Below are 17,668 nucleotides of genomic sequence, written 5' to 3'. Positions count from 1 at the left end.
GTTGAGCGGCAAGACCCGTTAGCTACGGGGGGCTTCGCTTCGTCGAAGTCAGCCGCGTGTGTGGGCGTGCGTTTGTCCGTGCAATTGTTGGAAGGCGGCCTCTGCACGGGCCGGCGACGTGCGAAACGCTACGTTGAAGCGGTTCCAAACGTTGATCGCCGCTACCGCGAGCGTGAGATACACCAGCTCCGGCTCGCTAAAGTGCTCCTTCACGCGTGCGTAGAGTTCGTCGCCGGGGCCGTGATTACTCAAATCGGTAAGCGACTCGGTCCACTCTAGTGCGGCGCGTTCCCGGTCGTCGTACCACGGGGCCTCGCGCCACGCCGCGACGCCGTAGAGCCGATCGTCGGCCTCGCCGAGCGCCTTGCCTTCGCGCACGTGCAGCGCCAGGCAGAACGCGCACCCGTTCATCTGCGAGGCGCGCAACTGAATGAGAACGAGGAGATTTTTCTCCAAATTCGATGCGCCAATTGCCTTGCCCAGCTCGAAGAGCGGGGCGACGGCCTGCGGTGCAACCGACATCGGGTCCAAACGTTGAGTCATGTGTGTTGTTACCTCCACCCGATGGACGACATCCGTGGACGGGATGTGACATTGGGATCGATTCTTGAGTCCGCCCCTCGAAGCAAGAGGTAACTCCGGAAGGGGATCGCCTGCCGCTGCACAAGGCCCCGGTCAAGACGCTCGAACTTCCGGTCTTATAGACGGGGTGCTTATGACTAAACTACTGCTGCGTTCTGTCGGCAGAGCGCTTGCCATTACCGTTATTGCTTCTGCCCTGGCGGCGTGCTCGAAAAGCGGCGGGTCACTAACGCCGCCGGTAACGAACTCGGGCCCGGCGGCTTCTTCGGTCGCTTCGCCTTCGCGATTCATTCAGTCCGCGGCCGTAACCGCCACGAACGATACACCGTTCAGCTACACGCCCGACGCGGTGTTGAAACCGATGAGTTCCTACACTCCGGACGGAGGCTCGCCGCTTCCGGCGCCGTCGACGTGCGTTGCGGCCTACGGTTTGGCGTGTTACGTACCGAGTCAGATCCGGGCCGCGTACAACGTTCCATCCTCGCTCGATGGAACCGGGCAAACCATCGTAATTGTGGACGCTTTCGGAAGCCCGACGATCGCATCGGATCTAAAGACGTTCTCCAGCGTTTTTAGCCTGCCGCCCGCAAAGCTGAATATTCTCTACCCCACGGGCCAACCGGCCTCGCAAAATGACGGATGGGCAGGCGAGACCACGCTCGACGTGGAGTGGGCACACGCGATAGCGCCGGGTGCGACCATCGATCTGGTGATCGCTCCGAGCAATCTGGATACCGATCTCCACGCCGCCGAGCAATACGTCATCGACAATCATTTGGGAAGCGTGATGTCCATGAGCTTCGGCGCGCCGGAGCAAGCGATTTCCGGTGGCGTGAACAACCGGCATATGCGCCATGCCGACGACATCTACCAGGAGGCGATCGAAGCGGGCATCACCTCGATCGCGAGTTCCGGCGACAGCGGTGCCGAAGACGGCCAACCGGTGCCGACCGCCAATTTTCCGGCCTCAGATCCATTCGTCTTGTCGGTTGGCGGCACGAACCTTTTCATGACTGATGCCGGAGCATACACTTCGGAGGACGTTTGGAATGACTCAGATCCGAGCCTCTGCCCGAACGGCTGTGCCTACGGCGCATTTGGCGCGACCGGCGGGGCGCCGAGTATCTTGTTTACAGCCCCGTCGTACCAGAGAAGTCTCACGCACGAAAAAGCTCGCACGGTCGCTGACGTGAGCTACGATGGCTCCGTGTATACGGCGGTAATGGTCGTACGGACCTCTCCCCTTGACGGGAAGAAGCACTACTATTTCACCGGTGGAACGAGCGCCGGTGCGCCGCAGTGGGCCGGGATTGTCGCGCTCGCCAACCAGTCTACGGGCGAGTCGTTCGGGTTCATCAACAAAAAGCTCTATAGCATCGCAAAACAGGGTTCGTATGCGTCCGCATTTCACGATGTGACGGTCGGCCAAAACGGATTCGGCGGCCCGGGTTTCTCCGCGGGTCCCGGTTACGATATCCCGACGGGCTTGGGCACGCCGAACGTGGCGAACCTCATCAACGCGCTCAACGGCGAGGGCGATCGCGGCGATCGCAGTTATCGTGGTGAGTGATGTGGGTACAGTCGGGTCGGAGGTACGTCTATGAAGTGTAAGGGACCAGACTGTAAGTGCGAGGCCGCGGCCGGCGAATATTGCAGCGAAGATTGCAAGACGGCCACGGGCCACGGGCACTGCCATTGCGGTCACGCGGACTGTAAGTAACCCCAAGTAGGACCGATGAGAACGAGCCGTCGCAACGTCTGTTGCGGCGGCTCGTTTCGTTAGAGCGAGATCTTGCGGGCCATCTTTCGCGCGACGAAGAGTGAGTAGGCGACTACGATGCAGAGGCCTACCGCAACGACGCCGACCGTGGTAGCCAGCGCCGTCGGCGACGGCGTGGCGGCATCGATGTTCAGGCCGCCCAGCCCCGATGGATAACCCGGCAAGATATACGGATACATCGTTCCTGCCGACGCCACGAGAAGCGTTGCCAAGAACGCACACGACGCTGCGAATGCGCGGGCGCTCGATCCTCGCGCCACGAGGATCCGTAGCGCGACGAGCGAGAGCAGGCTCAGAACCGGCATGACGATGAGCCATGCATGCATTCCGTGATGTTCGAGTGGCCAGCGCTGCGCGAGTGTTGAGAGCGACACGACGACGTACAATGCAGCCACGATCCACCACAGCGTTGCGAGCAGCGCCCGGCCCCGTTGCGCCGGCGGTCCCGCAATACGCATCAGGACGAACGTCGCGCCGTGCTGTGCGAGTGCGGCAATGGCGAGCAGGCCGACGCCCAATGCGTACGGGTTGAGCAAAAAGCCGAACGTGCCCAGAAAATAACCATCGCGATCGAGCGGCAGGCCGCGCACGAGATTGCCCAAGGCGATGCCGAAGAGAGCGATCAATCCGATGCTCGATCCGCAAAAGCAGAAGTCCCAGAAATTGTGCCACAGCTCGCTCGCAAACTGGCCGCGCAATTCCATCGCGATTCCGCGAAACATCAGCAGCCACAGCACGATCGTAAACGGCAGATAAAACCCCGAAAACGCCGACGCGTAGGCTTGAGGAAAGAGGGCGAAGAGCGAACCGCCGGCCGCTATGAGCCAGACCTCGTTGCCGTTCCAAAACGGTCCGATGCTCTCCATCGTGCCGGCGCGTTCGGCATCGGTGCGCGCGATCAGCGGTGCGATTGCCGCCACGCCGAGATCGTACCCGTCCAGCAGCACGTAGATCGTTATCATTGCGGCGAGCAGCCAAAACGCAACGCTACTCATGCGGGCCGACGCCGATCTCACGCAGCGTCAGCAGCATGAAGAGCAGACCGAGCGCGAAGTACATCCCCACAAAACCGATCAGCGTGAAGATCGTCTCGCCGGCGGCCACGTTGCTCGAAACGGCGGCGCTCGTCTTCAGCAGGCCGTAGACGATCCATGGCTGGCGTCCAACTTCGGTGACGACCCATCCGGCCTCGTTCGCAACGTACGGAAACGGCATCGCAAGCAGCAGCAGCCACAGCAGCCAGCGCGTGCGGAAGAGTTGCTTGCGCCAGAGGAGCAAGACGGCCAGCGCTCCGAGCCCAAGAAAAATCGTACCGAGTCCGACCATCACGTGATACGCGTAGTACGTCAATTCGATCGGCGGCCAAAGCTCGGTCGCGTACGCGCGCAGGCCCTTCACATTCGCGCGAAAATTTCCGTATGCGAGAAAACTCAAGACGCTAGGCACGAATATCGGGTCGATCAGCGTTTTGTGCGGCGCGTCCGGCATGCCGATAATTGCGAGCGGCGCTCCGGCAGTCGTTGCGAAGAGCCCTTCCATCGCTGCGAGCTTAATCGGTTGGTAGTGCGTCACGTCCGCGCTGTTGCGATCGCCGGTTGGAAAGATCGCAAGGCCTGAGAAAATCAATCCCACGATGACGCCCGAGAATACGAATCGCCGTCCGAACGATTCGTCGCGGCGCGCGAGCAGATAGTATGCGCCGATTCCGGCAACCACGAAGCCGCCCGCGACGATCGCACCGGTCAATACGTGAAGATACTGCCACCAGGCGAACGGTGAAAGCAGCACGGCCGCGAGGCTGGCAAGCTCGATGCGGCCGCTCGCGCCGATGGTGTAGCCAACCGGATGCTGCATCCACGCATCGGCCGCGACGATAAAGAACCCGGAGAGCCAGGATCCCAGCCACACCATCACCGCCGAGAGCAGGTAGATCCGGGGCGATACGACGCGTTTGCCGTACAGCAAGATTCCTAGAAAGACCGACTCTAGGAAGAAGGCGTACACGCCCTCCATCGCAAGCGGCTGCCCGACCACCGAGCCGGTCTTGGCTGAAAACAGCGCCCAGTTCGTGCCGAACTGAAACTCCATCGGAATTCCGGTAACGACGCCCGCCGCAAAGTTGATGGTAAAGATCTTCGTCCAAAAGCGCGCGGCGGCGCCGGCGTGCGTATCGGTCGCGCGCATCGCGCGATACGTGTACCAGGCGATAAATGGCGCGATGCCCATCGTTCCGATCGGAAACAAGTAATGAAACATGATCGTAAACGCGAACTGCAGGCGATCGGCAACGACGACGTCCAAGGCAGACCTCGCAAAAGAGAAGCACAGGACCAGCGGTCTCATTCTAACTCATATTCCGGGCGACCCGTGCGGCAATTGTCGCGCAGGTTAGGCTTCGAGCGGCGCCGTAGCGTCGGGAGAATGATCGTTGCCGGGCGCGAGCTGGAAACGCAACTCCTTAAGGCCCGCGGCGCGGGGCGCGAGCCGACCGTGGTGTTGCTCCACGAAGGCCTGGGATCGCTCGGTTTATGGCGCGACGTTCCCGAGCAACTCGCGCGCCGCACCGGGCTCGCCGTCTTGACCTATTCGCGGTACGGCAACGGATTCTCAGAGGTGCTGCGAGAGCCTCGAACGCCGCGCTACATGCACGACGAAGCGTTGGTGGTTCTGCCTGAACTGCTCGACGCGCACGCCGTGCGCGACGTCGTGCTCGTCGGACACTCGGATGGCGCTTCTATCGCGCTCATATTCGCAGCGTCACACCCCGATCGGATTAGCGCTCTGGTACTCGAGGCGCCGCACGTCTTTGTCGAAGATCTTTCGATTCGGAGTATCGCGGCGGCGAAACGGGCGTACGAGGCAGGCGACCTGCGAACGAAATTGGCGCGTCACCATAGGGATGTCGACCGTACGTTCTATGGCTGGAACGATATCTGGTTGGACCCGTCGTTTCGCGATTGGAACATCGAAACGTACGCGCGCGACCTGCGTTGCCGTACGCTCGTCGTGCAGGGCAGCGACGACGAATACGGTACGCCGGCGCAAATCGAATCGATCCGCGCCGCAGCGAGCGGCGCGCGCATCGACACGCTATTGCTCGCGAACTGCGGTCACTCTCCGCATCGAGACCACCCCGCACCCACCCTCGACGCGATCGCAAGTTTCCTAACCAGGGGTGGGTGATGTTGTTTGTCACGTGAGCTTGTCAAACCATGGGCGCGCCGTTCTTTCGACAGGCTCTCGTCCTTCGACAAGCTCTCGTCCTTCGACAGGCTCTCGTCCTTCGACAAGCTCAGGATGACAAAAAAAAAAGAGGGGGTGGTGTTGTTTGTCATGGTGAGCTTGTCGAACCATGTGCGCGCCGTCCTTCGACAGGCTCTCGTCCTTCGACAAGCTCAGGATGACAAAAAAAAGAGGGGGTGGTGTGGTTTGTCATGGTGAGTTTGTCGAACCATGGGCGCGCCGTTCTTTCGACAAGCTCTCGTCCTTCGACAAGCTCTCGTCCTTCGACAGGCTCAGGATGACAAAAAAAAAGAGGGGAGGGTGTTGTTTGTCATGGTGAGCTTGTCGAACCATGGGCGTGCCGTTCTTCGACAGGCTCTCGTCCTTCGACAAGCTCAGGATGACAAGAAAAAAGAGGGGGTGGTGTGGTTTGTCATGGTGAGCTTGTCGAACCATGGGCGCGCCGTTCTTTCGACAAGCTCTCGTCCTTCGACAAACTCTCGCCCTTCGACAGGCTCAGGATGACAAAAAAAAGAGGGGAGGGTGTTGTTTGTCATGGTGAGCTTGTCGAACCATGGGCGTGCCGTTCTTCGACAGGCTCTCGTTCTTCGACAAGTTTCCGTCCTTCGACAAGCTCAGGATGACAAAGGGGGTCGCATTTGGCGGCTAGGATGAAATCGGCTTCGGTTAGGCCGTCGATTTTGTGCGTCCAAATCTCTAGCGAGACGCGGCCCCACGTTAGGAAAATGTTCGGGTGATGGCCTTCGCGTTCGGCGAGGTCGCCGACGCGATTGACGAAGGCGAGGGCGTCGAGGAAATTCTTGAAGCGATAGGTTTTCGCGAGGTGGTGCGTGCCCACGGCTTGCCAGTCGCCGCCGAGTTCCTGGAGGAACGGCATGATTTCGCGCCCGGTTAGCGGTGGCACGCCGCCTTTGCACGGTTCGCAGGTACGTTGAGCGAGCGGGAGTTTCATCTCGCCCCATAATACCATGCACGAGATGCGCTTGCTGGTGGTGGAAGATGACCGTCGACTCTGCGATGTCCTGCGCCGCGGTTTGAGCGAGCAGGGGCACGTTGTGGACGTGGCCTTCGACGGTGAAGAAGGCGAGCGGTGCGCCTCCGGTGACATCTACGATGCCGTCGTCCTCGACGTAAACCTTCCCCGCCGCGACGGCCTCTCGGTCGTGCGATCGATGCGTTCGCAGCGGCTGGCGACGCCGGTGTTGATACTCACCTCTCGCGACACGGTCGAAGACATCATCGAAGGTCTCGATGCCGGTGCGGACGACTATCTGCGCAAGCCGTTCGTCTTCGGCGAACTCGACGCGCGTCTGCGCACGATCGTCCGGCGTAAGAGCACGCCGCCGGCGCACAGCGCCTTGAACGTCGCCGACGTCGTCTTCGATCTGGCATCGCGACGCGCGCACCGCGGCGGGCGCGAGTTGGAGCTTACCGCGCGCGAGACGGCATTCCTCGAGTATTTCATGCGCAACGCCGGCGTACTCGTTACGCGACCGATGATGGAAGACGCACTCTTCGAACGCGAGAGCGAAGCGACCTCGAACGTCGTCGATGTGTACGTGAGCAGGCTGCGTTCGAAAGTCACCGTCGGCAGCGAAGCGCAGCTGTTGCACACGATCCGGGGCGCCGGATACCGGTTCGGGGATCGATGATCTCGACGCCGCATCGCGCCCTGGGCGGACGACTGCTGCGAGCGTACGTCGCCGTGCTGCTTGTCGCTCTGCTGCTCTTCGCCATCTTCGCCGTCGTGGCGATCGATCGCGCACTGCGCGGGTCGCTGGACCGGGGTCTGACGACGACCGCGCAGGCGTCGGCGGTCTTCATGGATGTTACCGGCGGCCACGTCCTAATCGATCCCGACGATCGCCGGCAATTCTTAGACCTGCTCAACGTTCAAGCCGACGGCGCGATCTTCAATGCGCGCGGCCGGCTGCTGCTCAGTAACGTAGCGCGCCTTCCCCAGGCGGTGGCGAACCCCGCTCTCTCCAACTCGCCCGAACGGTATCTTTCGGCGGGTCGCGGCGATGCGGCGTTTCGCGCCTACGTCTTGCCCGTCAGCCATGCCGGTATGCGAGTCGGCACGGTGGTCATTTGGCGTTCGAGCGACTGGATCGACGAGCTCGACCGCAGCACGATCGTTGCCTTCGGCATCGCGGGGTTGCTGATCACGGGCGTTGCGTTGATCTTCGGCTCGGCCGTGACACGTCGCGCGTTGGAGGACGCCTTCGAACGCCAGCGCCGCTTTACCGCCGACGCCTCGCACGAACTGCGAGCGCCGCTAGCCGTTATCCGCGCGGAAGCCGACCTCGCGCTACGGCGCGAGCGCAGCGGAGAATCCTATCGCGATGCGCTCGGAACGATCGCGGTTGAGGCCGACCGCATCGAGACGTTGATCGACGAACTGTTGGCCGCCGCGCGCGCGGAGGCCGGCACGCTGCGGCGCGAGCCGGTCGATCTTGCAGTGCTCTGCGCACGCGTGGCCGAACGAATGCAGTCGATGGCGCTGGCCAAAACGATCGACTTGCACCTCGACGGAGACGTGCACGTGGAGGTGTTCGCCGATCGAGCGGCACTGGAACGCGCGCTGCTCGCGATCGTCCACAACGCGATAAAGTACGGACGCGGCGGCGGCCACGTTACGATTCGCGTGAGTGCCGACGCACAATACGCGCACATCGACATCTCCGACGACGGTCCCGGGTTCTCACCGAGCGCCCTCGAGCACGCGCTCGAGCGCTTCTGGCGCGACGACGCTTCCCGCTCGGCCGACGGTACGGGCCTAGGCCTCGCGATTGCGAGGTCCACCATCGAGGCCTGCGACGGCACGCTCGCGATCGCCAATCGGCCGGGGGGCGGCGCGCTCGTTCGATGCCGGCTGCGCCGTTCATGATGGCGTCATCTGCCGCCGGTACCATGGGCCGTATGAAGAACGTCAATCGCCTGACTGCCGGTGTTCTGGCAGTCGGTCTCAGTCTTAGCGCAGCGGGAGCTGCGCTCGCCTACAGCGGCCAGCAATACGCCTCGCAGGCAAAAGTCACAATCGCCCAGGCCCGCGCCATTGCCCTGAAAACGCAACCCGGAAAGATTACGGACCAAGAGCTCGAGCAGGAAAACGGCGGCCTGCGCTACAGCTTCGACATCAAAACCGGTTCGAAAACGCACGAAGTCGGTGTCGATGCCAAAACGGGTAAAGTCCTCGAGAATTCCCTAGAGGGAAGCAATCCGGACTAACCCCATAGCGCCAACGTAAGGAGTTCCCCCTGCCAATCGCGCGTTTTGGTTTGCGCAACGAAAAGACGATCATCTTCCTGGTGGTCGTCTTAACCGTGTTAGGCATTTATGCGTACACGACGTTGCCCGCGAGCATCTTCCCGGACATGACGTTCGCCCGGATCGACGTCGTCGCAAACGTCGGCGACCTTCCTCCCGATCAAGTTCGCGTTGCCGTGGCGTTGCCGCTGGATCGCGCCTTCCAGGGGCTTCCGTCGGTGACGCGGGTTACCACGACCTCGTCGCAGGGGAACGCCGAATTTATCGTCGAGTACGATCCGAAGACCGACGTTCAAACCGACCTCCAGCACGTCGACCAAGCGATCGCGCAGACGCGCGGGCAGCTGCCTCCCAACACCGACGTGCAGGCGGTGATCGTCAATCCGAACCGCGAGCCCGTTATCTCCTACGCGCTGGTATCGACAACCGTTTCGCAAACGATCCTGCACGAACTAGCGCAGTACACGATGGCGCCGCAATTCTACGGCACGCCGGGGCTGGCGCGCGTGCTGGTCACGGGCGGTCCCCAACGCGAATACCATATCACCCTCGATCCCGGCGCTTTGGTCGCGCATGGCTTGACATCGCAAGACGTTAAAAAGGCGATCGCCGATGCGAATCAGGTAACGTCGCTCGGCGTGCAGCAGCAGTACTACCAGCGTAACGTGCTAGTGCTCGATTCCAGCATCACTTCTGCCGAAGCCATCGGCCGCGTCCGCGTTTCCGACGCCCGGCATAACAGCGTTCCGATCAGCGAACTCGGCACGGTCGCACTAGGCGTGGCGCCGCCGGTCGATCAAATATCGTTCGACGCGCATCACGGCGTCATGATGAACTTTTACGGTCTGCCGGGTGCCGACGCCGTAAAAATGGCAACGGGCGTCAAAGCGAAGGCCGCGTCGTTCGCGGGACGCTTGCCGGCCGGCGTCACGTTGCACCGTTATTGGGACCAGACCGATCTCATCGTCGAATCGCAGGCTTCGCTGCGCGACGCCATTTTGTTGGGCGCGCTTCTTGCGGTTCTCGTCATCTTTCTGTTCTTACGCAATCTCCGGATGACGATCGTCGCCGCGATCGAGATTCCGCTCGCGATGGCCATTACGATCTTCGTGATGGGTCAACTGCACGAAACACTGAACCTGATGAGCGTCGGCGGCCTGGCGGTTGCGGTCGGACTGATCATCGACGATGCGATCGTCGTGATCGAAAACATCGCGCGCAACCTGCATCTCTATAAGGGCGAGCCCAAACGCGACGTGATCGTACAGGCCGTGGCTCAGTTGGCACCTCCGATGATGGCTTCCACGATCACCACCGTCGTCGTCTTCATCCCGCTCGCGCTGCTTTCAGGCGTCAGCGGGTTCTTCTTTCGCGCCCTCGCACTCACGCTCTCGTCGGCGCTGATCGTTTCGCTCGTTCTCGCTCTGCTCGTGGCGCCGATCTTAGCGCGTTGGCTCATCAAAGAAGAGAGCGAAGAAAAAGAAGATACGGGACTGATCGCAAAGCTGCTTTCGCGCTACGAACCGCTCCTGCGCTGGACGCTCACGCATCGGCCCACCGTCTACGCAGGGTCCGTCGTCGTGCTTATCGTGACCGTCGTTCTGCTCGCGCGTCTTCCGAGCGATTTTCTTCCGAAGCTGGACGAGGGCCAGTTTGAGATATCGTACGCGATGCCCGTGGGAACGACCCTCGCTGCAAGCGACGCCGCGGCCACGGCGATGGAAAAGATCGCCCTGCAGGATCCGGCGGTCGCCTCAGACGGCCGCATGACGGGCATCGACTCCAACGGTTTTTCCCCGGTTCCGCAAAATCACGGATTGATCCGGGTGAAGCTCAAGCCGCTTTCGCAGCGCGACGGATACGAGGTGGTCGCCGAACGGCTGCGTACGCGCATCGGCGATGCGGTGCCGGCCGCGAAACTCGACTTCCACCAAATTCTGGAAGACATGATCAACGATCTCTCGGGCGCTCCCGCACCGATCGAGATAACCCTCAACGGACCCGATCAGCGTACGTTGATTGCGTATGCCAACAAAATAACCGCGAAAATCAAAACCGTCGGCGGCGTGGCCGACGCATTTTCGGGTGTCGTCTACGACGATCCGTCGATTCATATCGTTCCGAACCTCGCGCAGTTGGGCTCGCTCGGGCTTACTGCGAGCGATCTTGGCGGCGCGGTGGCGGCAACGAGTCAGGGTACGGTTGCGACCAGCCTCGCCGGACCGACGAACCTCATTCCGGTGCGCGTAAGCGTAGCCGGCTCGCAGCCGAGTCTCGGCTCGCGCCTGGTGGCCACGACCGTCGGCACGATCGCACTCAACGATGTCGCGCACGTAACGCAGCCGCGGCTCTCGAGCACGATCTATGAAATTAACGGCCAGCGCGTTTTGCGCATTACGGCAAACATCAACGGCGCGAGCCTCTCGAGCGTGATTGCCGGCATAAAAACGGTGCTCGCACATATACAATTGCCGCCTGGTTACACGACCTCGATCGGCGGCCAATATCGCGCGCAGCAGCAATCCTTCAGTGAGTTCGTGACGGTCATTCTGTTCGCCGTCGCACTCGTATTCTTCGTAATGCTCGCGACGTTTCGATCGTTTCGGCTGCCGCTGGTCATTCTCACCGCGATCCCGCTCGCGCTCATCGGCGTGGCCATCGCGCTCTTCATTACGGGTACGCCGTTTAACGTGTCGTCGTTCATGGGCCTGCTGCTCTTAGTCGGCATCGTGGTGAAAAACGGCATCCTGCTCATCGATGTCGCCAACCAGCGGCGGCAAGCGGGAGATTCGATCGAAGACGCGCTCGTCGCCGCGGGCCGCACGCGTCTGCGCCCGATTGTGATGACCGCGTTCGCCGCCATCGGTGGGCTCTTTCCGCTCGCACTCGGTCTGGGCTCGGGCTCCGCCATGGAACGGCCGCTCGCGATCGCCGTCATCGGCGGCCTTTCCACCGCAACGGCGTTCACGCTCGTGGTCGTCCCGGTGCTTTATGCCGGCTTTGCGGGGAAAGAGAAGACCGCATGAAACGCGATGTTCGGCGTCTTTCAACGCGACTCGTCCTCTCGTTCGTTCTTGCGGCGACGGCGCTGCCCGCCCTCGCTCAAGAACCAAGTCCGCCGGCGATCGGCGCGTTTGCCGGCGTATCGCTCCAAGCCGCGCAATCGGCTGCTCTAGCACACGCGCCGGGCGTTGCGGCCGCGCAATACCGCGTGGAAGAGACGCAGGCGGCGCTGGCAGCGGCGCGCGGTTTAGGTGCGCCGCAGGCGACCCTCGGATACGCGCAGGCGCCGCAAGGCGGCACGACCTCGACGATCACGCAGCGGCTCGTCACGCTCGGCGGTCAAGTGACGCTCGGCGATTACTTCCGGCGCGATCCGTTCGTTCGGCAAGCGCAATCGAACCTGCGCGCGGCCCAGTTCGATCTGCAGAACGCGCAGCGCACCGAACGCATCACGATTATCGGCGCCTACTTCAAGGCCCTACAGACCGCGGCGACCGTCCGGCTACGCGAGGCGGCGTTGAGAACGGCGCAAGCCGATCGCAATGCAGCGCACAAGCGCTACGCGGCGGGCGAGGTTCCACGCTTGGACGTCGTGCGCGGCGACGTCGCGATCGCGCAGGCTCAGGCCGACTTGGAGACCGCGCGAGCGGATAGCGAAAACGCGCGCAGCGCACTCGCAATTCAGACCGGCGAACCGCTAGCCGCGTTCTCCGGCGTCGTTGCCGCCGCGCCGCCGTCCAACGCCATACCCGACAATCCGCAAACGGCAGCACGGCGAGCCGAATTGTTGCGCCCCGACGTCGCAGCGGCCCAGGCAAACGTTAAGGCCGAAGCTGCGGCGGTTCGGGTCGCCTCGCGCGGCGTGCTGCCGTCGGTCGTCATCAGCGGCGGATATACCACGGGCGTGGATTCGGGAATCCACGTTCAGGGGCCGAGCGCGAACGTGCTCGTGAGCTTGCCGGTCTCGCACCAGTCGAAGGATCTCATCGCCGAAGAACGCGCGCGGCTCGCGCAGACGCAGGCAAAGCTCGCGTCGGTACAGCAGAGTGTTCAAATCGAGGTCGGAGCGGCCGTGCGATCGTACGATGCGAGCGTTCGGGCAACCGCCGCGGCTACGCGCGCTCGTCAAGCTGCCCAGAGCGAATTGCACGCGACGGAGATCGGCTACCGCAGCGGTGCGAGTTCGAGCCTCGATCTGGCCGATGCTCGTCGGACGTACGATCAAGCCGTCGTCTCGGAACTTAACGCGCGATACAACCAGGCGCAGGCGCGGGCAACGCTATCGGTACTAATAGGAGAGTAATGCGAAATCGAAGGTTGATCGGCGTGGTGGCCGCGGTCGTGGTTGTAGGAGCGATCGTCGCGTACGTCGTTCTTCATCGTCGTCCAACGCTGCAGCAAGCACCGGCGGCGCCGCAAGTTGCGCTCGCAACGGCGCGCGCCGGCGACTTTACGGAGCGCATCAGCGCGGTCGGCCGCGTCGGCGCTCCGGCCGGAGCGCAAACGAAAGTGGCCTTTGCCGTTCCGGGGATCTTGCAAAGCGTCGACGTCCGCGTCGGCGAACACGTCGGAGCGGGGCAGACGCTCGCGCAGCTCAACACGCGAAACCTCTCGCTGACCGCGCAGCAAGCACAGGCCGATGCCGCCGCCGCCGCCGCCAACGCGCAGGCCGCAGCCGTCGACAAACTCAGTACGAAGATCGCCGTCGACCGGCGCACGCTCGAACGCGCCCAGTCGCTTTTCGCGGCGGGCGTGGGAGCCCGTAAAGATATCGAAGCCGCACGTGCGGTGCTCGCGGCAGACTACGCGGATCGTAATTTGAACGGGGCGCAGCGCACCGCCGCGGCCGCGCAGGCACAGAGCGCCAGCGCCCGCTCGTCACTCACGCAAAACGATCTCGCCAACGCCACACTTCGCGCACCGAGCGACGGCGTCGTGCTCGCAATCCTCAAACAGCCGGGAGAGTCGGTCGATCCGACGACGCCCGTCATCGCGATCGGCCCCGCTGCCCAGGCCGAGTTGACGCTCAACGTTTCGGCCGGCGACGCGCAGCGGGTGCGCGTCGGGGACCCGGTTTCAATAGCCGTGCCCGGCACGAACCTGCACGCGCAAGGACGGGTGATCGGCGTAACGCCGGCCGTCGATCCAACGACGCAGAGCGCGACGGTGGTTGTATCGGGCGTTCCGCCCGGTAGCGTGGCCGGCAGCGCGGTTGCGGCGACGATTATCGTCGGCCACTCGACGGGCATCTTGCTGCCGCAGACCGCGATCGTGCAAGATCCACAGAGCGGCAAGACCGTCGTGTTTTTACAAAAACGCGGGAAGAACGGCGACGCGCAATTCGTGCAAACCACGGTTTCGGTGGTTCAAAGTGACGGGACGACGGCCGAAATCACCGGATTGAACCCAGGCGCGCAAGTCGCCGCGCAGGGCGCGTTCGCGCTCCTGGCTCCGGGCGGCTAACGATTCAGGGAGATTTGCGAACGGCGTTGTCGCCACGGCGGGCAAAAAGCGATAACCGGCGGCGCGAATAGTCGAGGACCATGCGGAAATGCGCGAGCAAGCCGGCGCCGATGTGGCCGTGCGACGCGCCGCGAAGAATCTGGGTCGAGCCGATCGACGGCGAGGTAACGTCGAACCCGCCGATCTGCGCGACCGGGATGACGCCGAGCAGTTCCACGCTCGTGCCGCCGACGCCCTCGACGCCCTGCGAACGCGTCGCCTTGAAGAGATCCGCGTGCTGGCGGTAATATTCGTAGCTAAGATTGATCGTCGATTGATCGCCGGTATCGACCGCGAGATGCGTGCTGAGCGAGCCGAGCTTTACGGCGACGACGGGCAAGAAGTTCTCGAAGTCCAAGGCGATCCCGTTCGGCGACGCATCCCCCGACGGATTTTCGAACGTTGCGGTGTGCGCGTCGTTGTCGAGGGTGAGCGACGTATTCGCGAGGACGTCGGCTCCCAAGACGAGGTCGTATCCGTAGGCGTGAATGTCGTGCAGAACGACGTACTTCGCTTGCCCGAACGTTGCGCTGCCGACGCGCAGCGGGCCGGCCGTCACGACTTCGGTCGCGTATTCGCCCAGCCCGTTGACGCGAAACGCTCCCACGATCGGCGCGTGCAGTTGTTCGGCTAGATCCAAACTCATCGCGATGCCGGAGTTCCCCGTATCGATGAGGCATCGGACCGCGATGCCCGCGATCGTGCAAGTACCGATGGGCGCGACGATCGAGGAATCTAACGCCATTGGAGCCGAGCCGTTCCAAACCGGCACGAGTCCCTTCGGCGGCTCGAAGGGTACCGTCGCAACCGATCGCGTTTTGTAGCGCTCGAACGCCTGGCCGTTGCGGTCGATCGCAAACGGCAGCATATAGCTGCCGACGCGCCGGTAATCGCCGAAGCGGAACTCGGCGTCTTCGTTGGCGTCGCGCGTCCGCGCGACCAGCCACGTTTGCCGATCGACATCTACTTCCATCGGGATCGCGTCGCGGGCGGCGACGGCGAGCCGGCGATACGATTTCGAATCGACCGTTACGAGGCCGCGGTCCTCGATGTGACCGCCGTCGCGCGCGAAAGCCGGTTCGAGAAACGCGTCGCTCGTAATGGTGCGCAATCCTCGTGAATAGTAGTCGATGTGCGAGCTGGGCAGCGCGGTGCCGTTCATATTGACCGCGTAGAAGCGTTCCCCATCGAAATACATGCCCAGGCAGATCGCTTCGTTGCAATGCTCGGAGAGTTCTCGCAACCCATCGGTATCTTCGTGCCGCGTGATGAGGATGGTGTCGTCGCGATACTGCGCGGCGCTCGCGATGTGCGCTCGATCGGGCAAGCCGGAGGCCGCGCGCATTCGATCGAGCACGGTCTGGAGCGGCGCCTGCTGCGACGATGCCCCCAAAAGCGGGAGCAACAGCGCGCAGAGCAATGCGGCTCTGGCGGCGAATCCCATGGCATGGGATTCGAGATGCTCGACAGCTACCTTCTTGACGGCACGCCATCCAAAAGCGAGGTCGTCCGCGCGCTGCTCGCGTCGCCGGTGGACGTTCCGGGAGCCGCCGCGTTTTATACCGGCATCGAAACGCTCGGCGCCAAGTCACCCGATCTGGCTCTCATCGCGCTGCGCCTGGTGCTGGCCGGCAAGAAGGCGGAGGACTCGACGGTCGTGCGCCTTCGCTCCATTATCGAACGGACGCGCGCCAAAGGCGTCGATGAGGCGAGCGCCCGCGAGGCGTACTATCGCGAGCTGGCATGATGCAGCGCTTAGCAATCGCCGGCGTTCGGAGCTGGTCGCGCTGGCAGCCCGACCGCGGGATGTTTTTCAATAGCTACCTGATCGAACGAGCCGGCGGAAACCTCGCCGTCGACCCGCTCGCGCTCGACGAGGCCGACGTTCGCGAACTCGAATCGCTCGGCGGCATCGCCGTCGTGGTTCTCACCAATCGCGATCACGAGCGGGAAGCCGCGCAGATTCGCAGCCGTTTCGGCGCGCGGGTTCTGGCCTCGGAGATCGAAGCGCCGCTTTTTGGGCTTCCGCTCGACGGAACGTTTCGCGACGGCCAGGAGGTCTCCGACGGCGTCGTTGCGCTCGGGCTGCCTCACGGCAAGACGCCCGGCGAGGTGGCGCTGCATTTGCCCGAGCTTCGGACGGCGATCGTGGGTGACGCGATCATCGGCACCCCCGCCGGGTCGCTCTGCTTGCTCGCCGACGACAAGCTGGCGGACCGCGAAGCGTTCGTGCTGGCCTTGCGCCGCCTCTGGGCCCTGCGTCTGGAATCGCTCCTGCTGTGCGACGGCGCCCCGCTCTTTGCCGGCGCCGACGATGCGATCGGTACGCTGCTCGAGGCGCGCGGCGGCATCGGCGTCAACCGCATCAACATCGACGAGGTGACCTGGATCGACGACGCGAGTCCGAACGGAGTCTACGCCGCGAGCGACGCGGAGGTCGGCGACCTGATTGGAGCGCGGAAGCTCGGCTATCGTCTGGCGATCGTCCCGCCGGGTAAGCGCTACTGCCCGCTGCACGCGCACGATCGAGAAGAAGAGATGTTCTTCGTCTTAGAGGGCGAGCCGACGATCCGCTCGATGCGGGGGTCGGTCCGGTTGCGGCCGGGAGACATCATCGCCTTTCCGACCGGCGATCGCGGCGCGCACCAGCTTCTTAACGAAAGCGAGGGCCCGGCGAAGCTGCTGCTCCTAGGAATGGAACGCGCGGATGAGATCGTCTACTATCCCGACTCCGACAAAGTCAGCATCTCGTCGCGTGAAATTCGAGTCCGCGGCACGCCGCAACTCCCGTACTACGAGGGCGAGGAATAGCAGCCGCCCGGCACGCCAGGCTGGTGGACCATACTTCGCGAGAAGCAACTAGGGGAACGGCGTCGAAATGGAACGGTGCTGTGAACGGACGCGTTTAGGTACTGACATGGTTTCACTTCGCACACTCGGAATTGCCTCGATGATTGCCGCGCTCGCTCTCGGCGGCTACGGTCGCGCGCTCGCGGATCCGCCGGCCTGGGCGCATCATGGCGTCTACAACTTTGAAGACGGCGGACAGGCGCAGGACCGCGGCTCGGTGGCGGGCACGATTGCGAGCGTCGATTATTCCTCCGGCGAGTTCACCCTGGATACGGCGAAGGGCCGCATCACCGTGCAGGTGACGCCGAGCACGAGCATCTTCCGCGGCAAGTCCGGGTACGCCGCACTCACGGACCTGCGTCAGGGCGCCCGCGTTCAAGTTTTCGTCAGCCAGGTCGACGGCCGATTGATCGCTCAAATCATCCGTATCCGCTAGCT

Annotated in this window: 16 protein-coding genes; 12 read left to right on the top strand and 4 right to left on the bottom strand. The window is 63.0% G+C overall.

Going from position 1 to position 17,668, the window contains the following annotated elements; translation table 11 throughout:
- Positions 1–48: 48 nt before the first annotated feature.
- Positions 49–543: a carboxymuconolactone decarboxylase family protein gene (locus tag VIG32_09405; GenBank protein ID HEY8298225.1), complete on the bottom strand. Its 495-nt coding sequence runs from the start codon at positions 541–543 to the stop codon at positions 49–51.
- A 172-nt stretch (positions 544–715) separates the two neighbouring features.
- Between VIG32_09405 and VIG32_09400 the strand changes: the two genes are divergently transcribed.
- A complete protein-coding gene (locus VIG32_09400; protein ID HEY8298224.1) occupies positions 716–2,152 on the top strand; it encodes a S53 family peptidase in 1,437 nt (478 codons plus the stop codon).
- Positions 2,153–2,361: 209 nt separating this feature from the next.
- Here the strand turns inward: VIG32_09400 and cydB are convergent, their stop codons facing one another.
- Both cydB and VIG32_09390 read right to left on the bottom strand, forming a co-directional pair.
- Complete coding sequence (gene cydB, locus VIG32_09395; protein HEY8298223.1) at positions 2,362–3,357, bottom strand: cytochrome d ubiquinol oxidase subunit II; 996 nt, start codon at positions 3,355–3,357, stop codon at positions 2,362–2,364.
- Complete coding sequence (locus VIG32_09390; GenBank protein HEY8298222.1) at positions 3,350–4,663, bottom strand: cytochrome ubiquinol oxidase subunit I; 1,314 nt, start codon at positions 4,661–4,663, stop codon at positions 3,350–3,352. Before VIG32_09390 ends, cydB begins: the two co-directional genes overlap by 8 nt.
- A gap of 120 nt (positions 4,664–4,783) precedes the next feature.
- Here VIG32_09390 and VIG32_09385 point away from each other — a divergent pair, with 120 nt between their 5' ends.
- The 8 genes from VIG32_09385 to VIG32_09350 all read left to right on the top strand — a co-directional run bounded on the left by VIG32_09385 (position 4,784) and on the right by VIG32_09350 (position 14,341).
- The gene (locus VIG32_09385; GenBank protein HEY8298221.1) at positions 4,784–5,545 is read left to right on the top strand and encodes an alpha/beta fold hydrolase; all 762 of its coding nucleotides are present in this window, start codon (positions 4,784–4,786) and stop codon (positions 5,543–5,545) included.
- A 796-nt stretch (positions 5,546–6,341) separates the two neighbouring features.
- Positions 6,342–6,500 (top strand): hypothetical protein, encoded by a 159-nt coding sequence (locus tag VIG32_09380; GenBank protein ID HEY8298220.1) that lies wholly within the window; start codon positions 6,342–6,344, stop codon positions 6,498–6,500.
- 73 nt (positions 6,501–6,573) lie between these two features.
- The gene (locus VIG32_09375) at positions 6,574–7,257 is read left to right on the top strand and encodes a response regulator transcription factor (protein HEY8298219.1); all 684 of its coding nucleotides are present in this window, start codon (positions 6,574–6,576) and stop codon (positions 7,255–7,257) included.
- Positions 7,254–8,495, top strand: coding sequence for a HAMP domain-containing sensor histidine kinase (locus VIG32_09370; protein HEY8298218.1), 1,242 nt, complete (start codon positions 7,254–7,256; stop codon positions 8,493–8,495). The genes VIG32_09375 and VIG32_09370 overlap by 4 nt, the downstream gene beginning before the upstream one ends.
- 32 nt (positions 8,496–8,527) lie before the next feature.
- Positions 8,528–8,836 (top strand): PepSY domain-containing protein, encoded by a 309-nt coding sequence (locus VIG32_09365; protein ID HEY8298217.1) that lies wholly within the window; start codon positions 8,528–8,530, stop codon positions 8,834–8,836.
- 50 nt (positions 8,837–8,886) lie between these two features.
- The gene (locus tag VIG32_09360) at positions 8,887–11,901 is read left to right on the top strand and encodes an efflux RND transporter permease subunit (GenBank protein HEY8298216.1); all 3,015 of its coding nucleotides are present in this window, start codon (positions 8,887–8,889) and stop codon (positions 11,899–11,901) included.
- Positions 11,898–13,181 (top strand): TolC family protein, encoded by a 1,284-nt coding sequence (locus VIG32_09355; GenBank protein ID HEY8298215.1) that lies wholly within the window; start codon positions 11,898–11,900, stop codon positions 13,179–13,181. Before VIG32_09360 ends, VIG32_09355 begins: the two co-directional genes overlap by 4 nt.
- Positions 13,181–14,341 carry an efflux RND transporter periplasmic adaptor subunit gene (locus VIG32_09350; protein HEY8298214.1) on the top strand — a complete coding sequence of 387 codons (1,161 nt, stop codon included), beginning with the start codon at positions 13,181–13,183 and terminating at the stop codon, positions 14,339–14,341. The genes VIG32_09355 and VIG32_09350 overlap by 1 nt, the downstream gene beginning before the upstream one ends.
- Before the next feature lie 4 nt (positions 14,342–14,345).
- Here VIG32_09350 and VIG32_09345 read toward each other — a convergent pair whose 3' ends face one another.
- The gene (locus tag VIG32_09345; protein HEY8298213.1) at positions 14,346–15,824 is read right to left on the bottom strand and encodes an aspartyl protease family protein; all 1,479 of its coding nucleotides are present in this window, start codon (positions 15,822–15,824) and stop codon (positions 14,346–14,348) included.
- Positions 15,825–15,827: 3 nt separating this feature from the next.
- Between VIG32_09345 and VIG32_09340 the strand changes: the two genes are divergently transcribed.
- The 3 genes from VIG32_09340 (at position 15,828) to VIG32_09330 (ending at position 17,666) form a co-directional block, all read left to right on the top strand.
- Positions 15,828–16,127: a hypothetical protein gene (locus VIG32_09340; protein HEY8298212.1), complete on the top strand. Its 300-nt coding sequence runs from the start codon at positions 15,828–15,830 to the stop codon at positions 16,125–16,127.
- A complete protein-coding gene (locus VIG32_09335) occupies positions 16,124–17,191 on the top strand; it encodes a cupin domain-containing protein (GenBank protein HEY8298211.1) in 1,068 nt (355 codons plus the stop codon). Before VIG32_09340 ends, VIG32_09335 begins: the two co-directional genes overlap by 4 nt.
- A 139-nt stretch (positions 17,192–17,330) precedes the next feature.
- Positions 17,331–17,666: a DUF5666 domain-containing protein gene (locus VIG32_09330; protein ID HEY8298210.1), complete on the top strand. Its 336-nt coding sequence runs from the start codon at positions 17,331–17,333 to the stop codon at positions 17,664–17,666.
- Positions 17,667–17,668 lie beyond the last annotated feature (2 nt).

The sequence above is a fragment of the Candidatus Baltobacteraceae bacterium genome (genome assembly GCA_036559195.1).
Taxonomy (GTDB): domain Bacteria; phylum Vulcanimicrobiota; class Vulcanimicrobiia; order Vulcanimicrobiales; family Vulcanimicrobiaceae; genus JALYTZ01.
The sequence above is the reverse complement of the archived record's forward strand: the minus strand, read 5'-3'. Positions and strand labels throughout refer to the sequence as shown.

What these genes read in the sequence shown, in the direction of transcription:
- VIG32_09405 (HEY8298225.1), bottom strand. Translation starts at nt 543, where the DNA reads ATGACTCAACGTTTGGACCCGATGTCGGTTGCACCGCAGGCCGTCGCC.
- VIG32_09400 (HEY8298224.1), top strand. Translation starts at nt 716, where the DNA reads ATGACTAAACTACTGCTGCGTTCTGTCGGCAGAGCGCTTGCCATTACC.
- cydB (HEY8298223.1), bottom strand. Translation starts at nt 3,357, where the DNA reads ATGAGTAGCGTTGCGTTTTGGCTGCTCGCCGCAATGATAACGATCTAC.
- VIG32_09385 (HEY8298221.1), top strand. Translation starts at nt 4,784, where the DNA reads ATGATCGTTGCCGGGCGCGAGCTGGAAACGCAACTCCTTAAGGCCCGC.
- VIG32_09380 (HEY8298220.1), top strand. Translation starts at nt 6,342, where the DNA reads ATGGCCTTCGCGTTCGGCGAGGTCGCCGACGCGATTGACGAAGGCGAG.
- VIG32_09375 (HEY8298219.1), top strand. Translation starts at nt 6,574, where the DNA reads ATGCACGAGATGCGCTTGCTGGTGGTGGAAGATGACCGTCGACTCTGC.
- VIG32_09370 (HEY8298218.1), top strand. Translation starts at nt 7,254, where the DNA reads ATGATCTCGACGCCGCATCGCGCCCTGGGCGGACGACTGCTGCGAGCG.
- VIG32_09365 (HEY8298217.1), top strand. Translation starts at nt 8,528, where the DNA reads ATGAAGAACGTCAATCGCCTGACTGCCGGTGTTCTGGCAGTCGGTCTC.
- VIG32_09355 (HEY8298215.1), top strand. Translation starts at nt 11,898, where the DNA reads ATGAAACGCGATGTTCGGCGTCTTTCAACGCGACTCGTCCTCTCGTTC.
- VIG32_09350 (HEY8298214.1), top strand. Translation starts at nt 13,181, where the DNA reads ATGCGAAATCGAAGGTTGATCGGCGTGGTGGCCGCGGTCGTGGTTGTA.
- VIG32_09345 (HEY8298213.1), bottom strand. Translation starts at nt 15,824, where the DNA reads ATGGGATTCGCCGCCAGAGCCGCATTGCTCTGCGCGCTGTTGCTCCCG.
- VIG32_09340 (HEY8298212.1), top strand. Translation starts at nt 15,828, where the DNA reads ATGGGATTCGAGATGCTCGACAGCTACCTTCTTGACGGCACGCCATCC.
- VIG32_09335 (HEY8298211.1), top strand. Translation starts at nt 16,124, where the DNA reads ATGATGCAGCGCTTAGCAATCGCCGGCGTTCGGAGCTGGTCGCGCTGG.
- VIG32_09330 (HEY8298210.1), top strand. Translation starts at nt 17,331, where the DNA reads ATGATTGCCGCGCTCGCTCTCGGCGGCTACGGTCGCGCGCTCGCGGAT.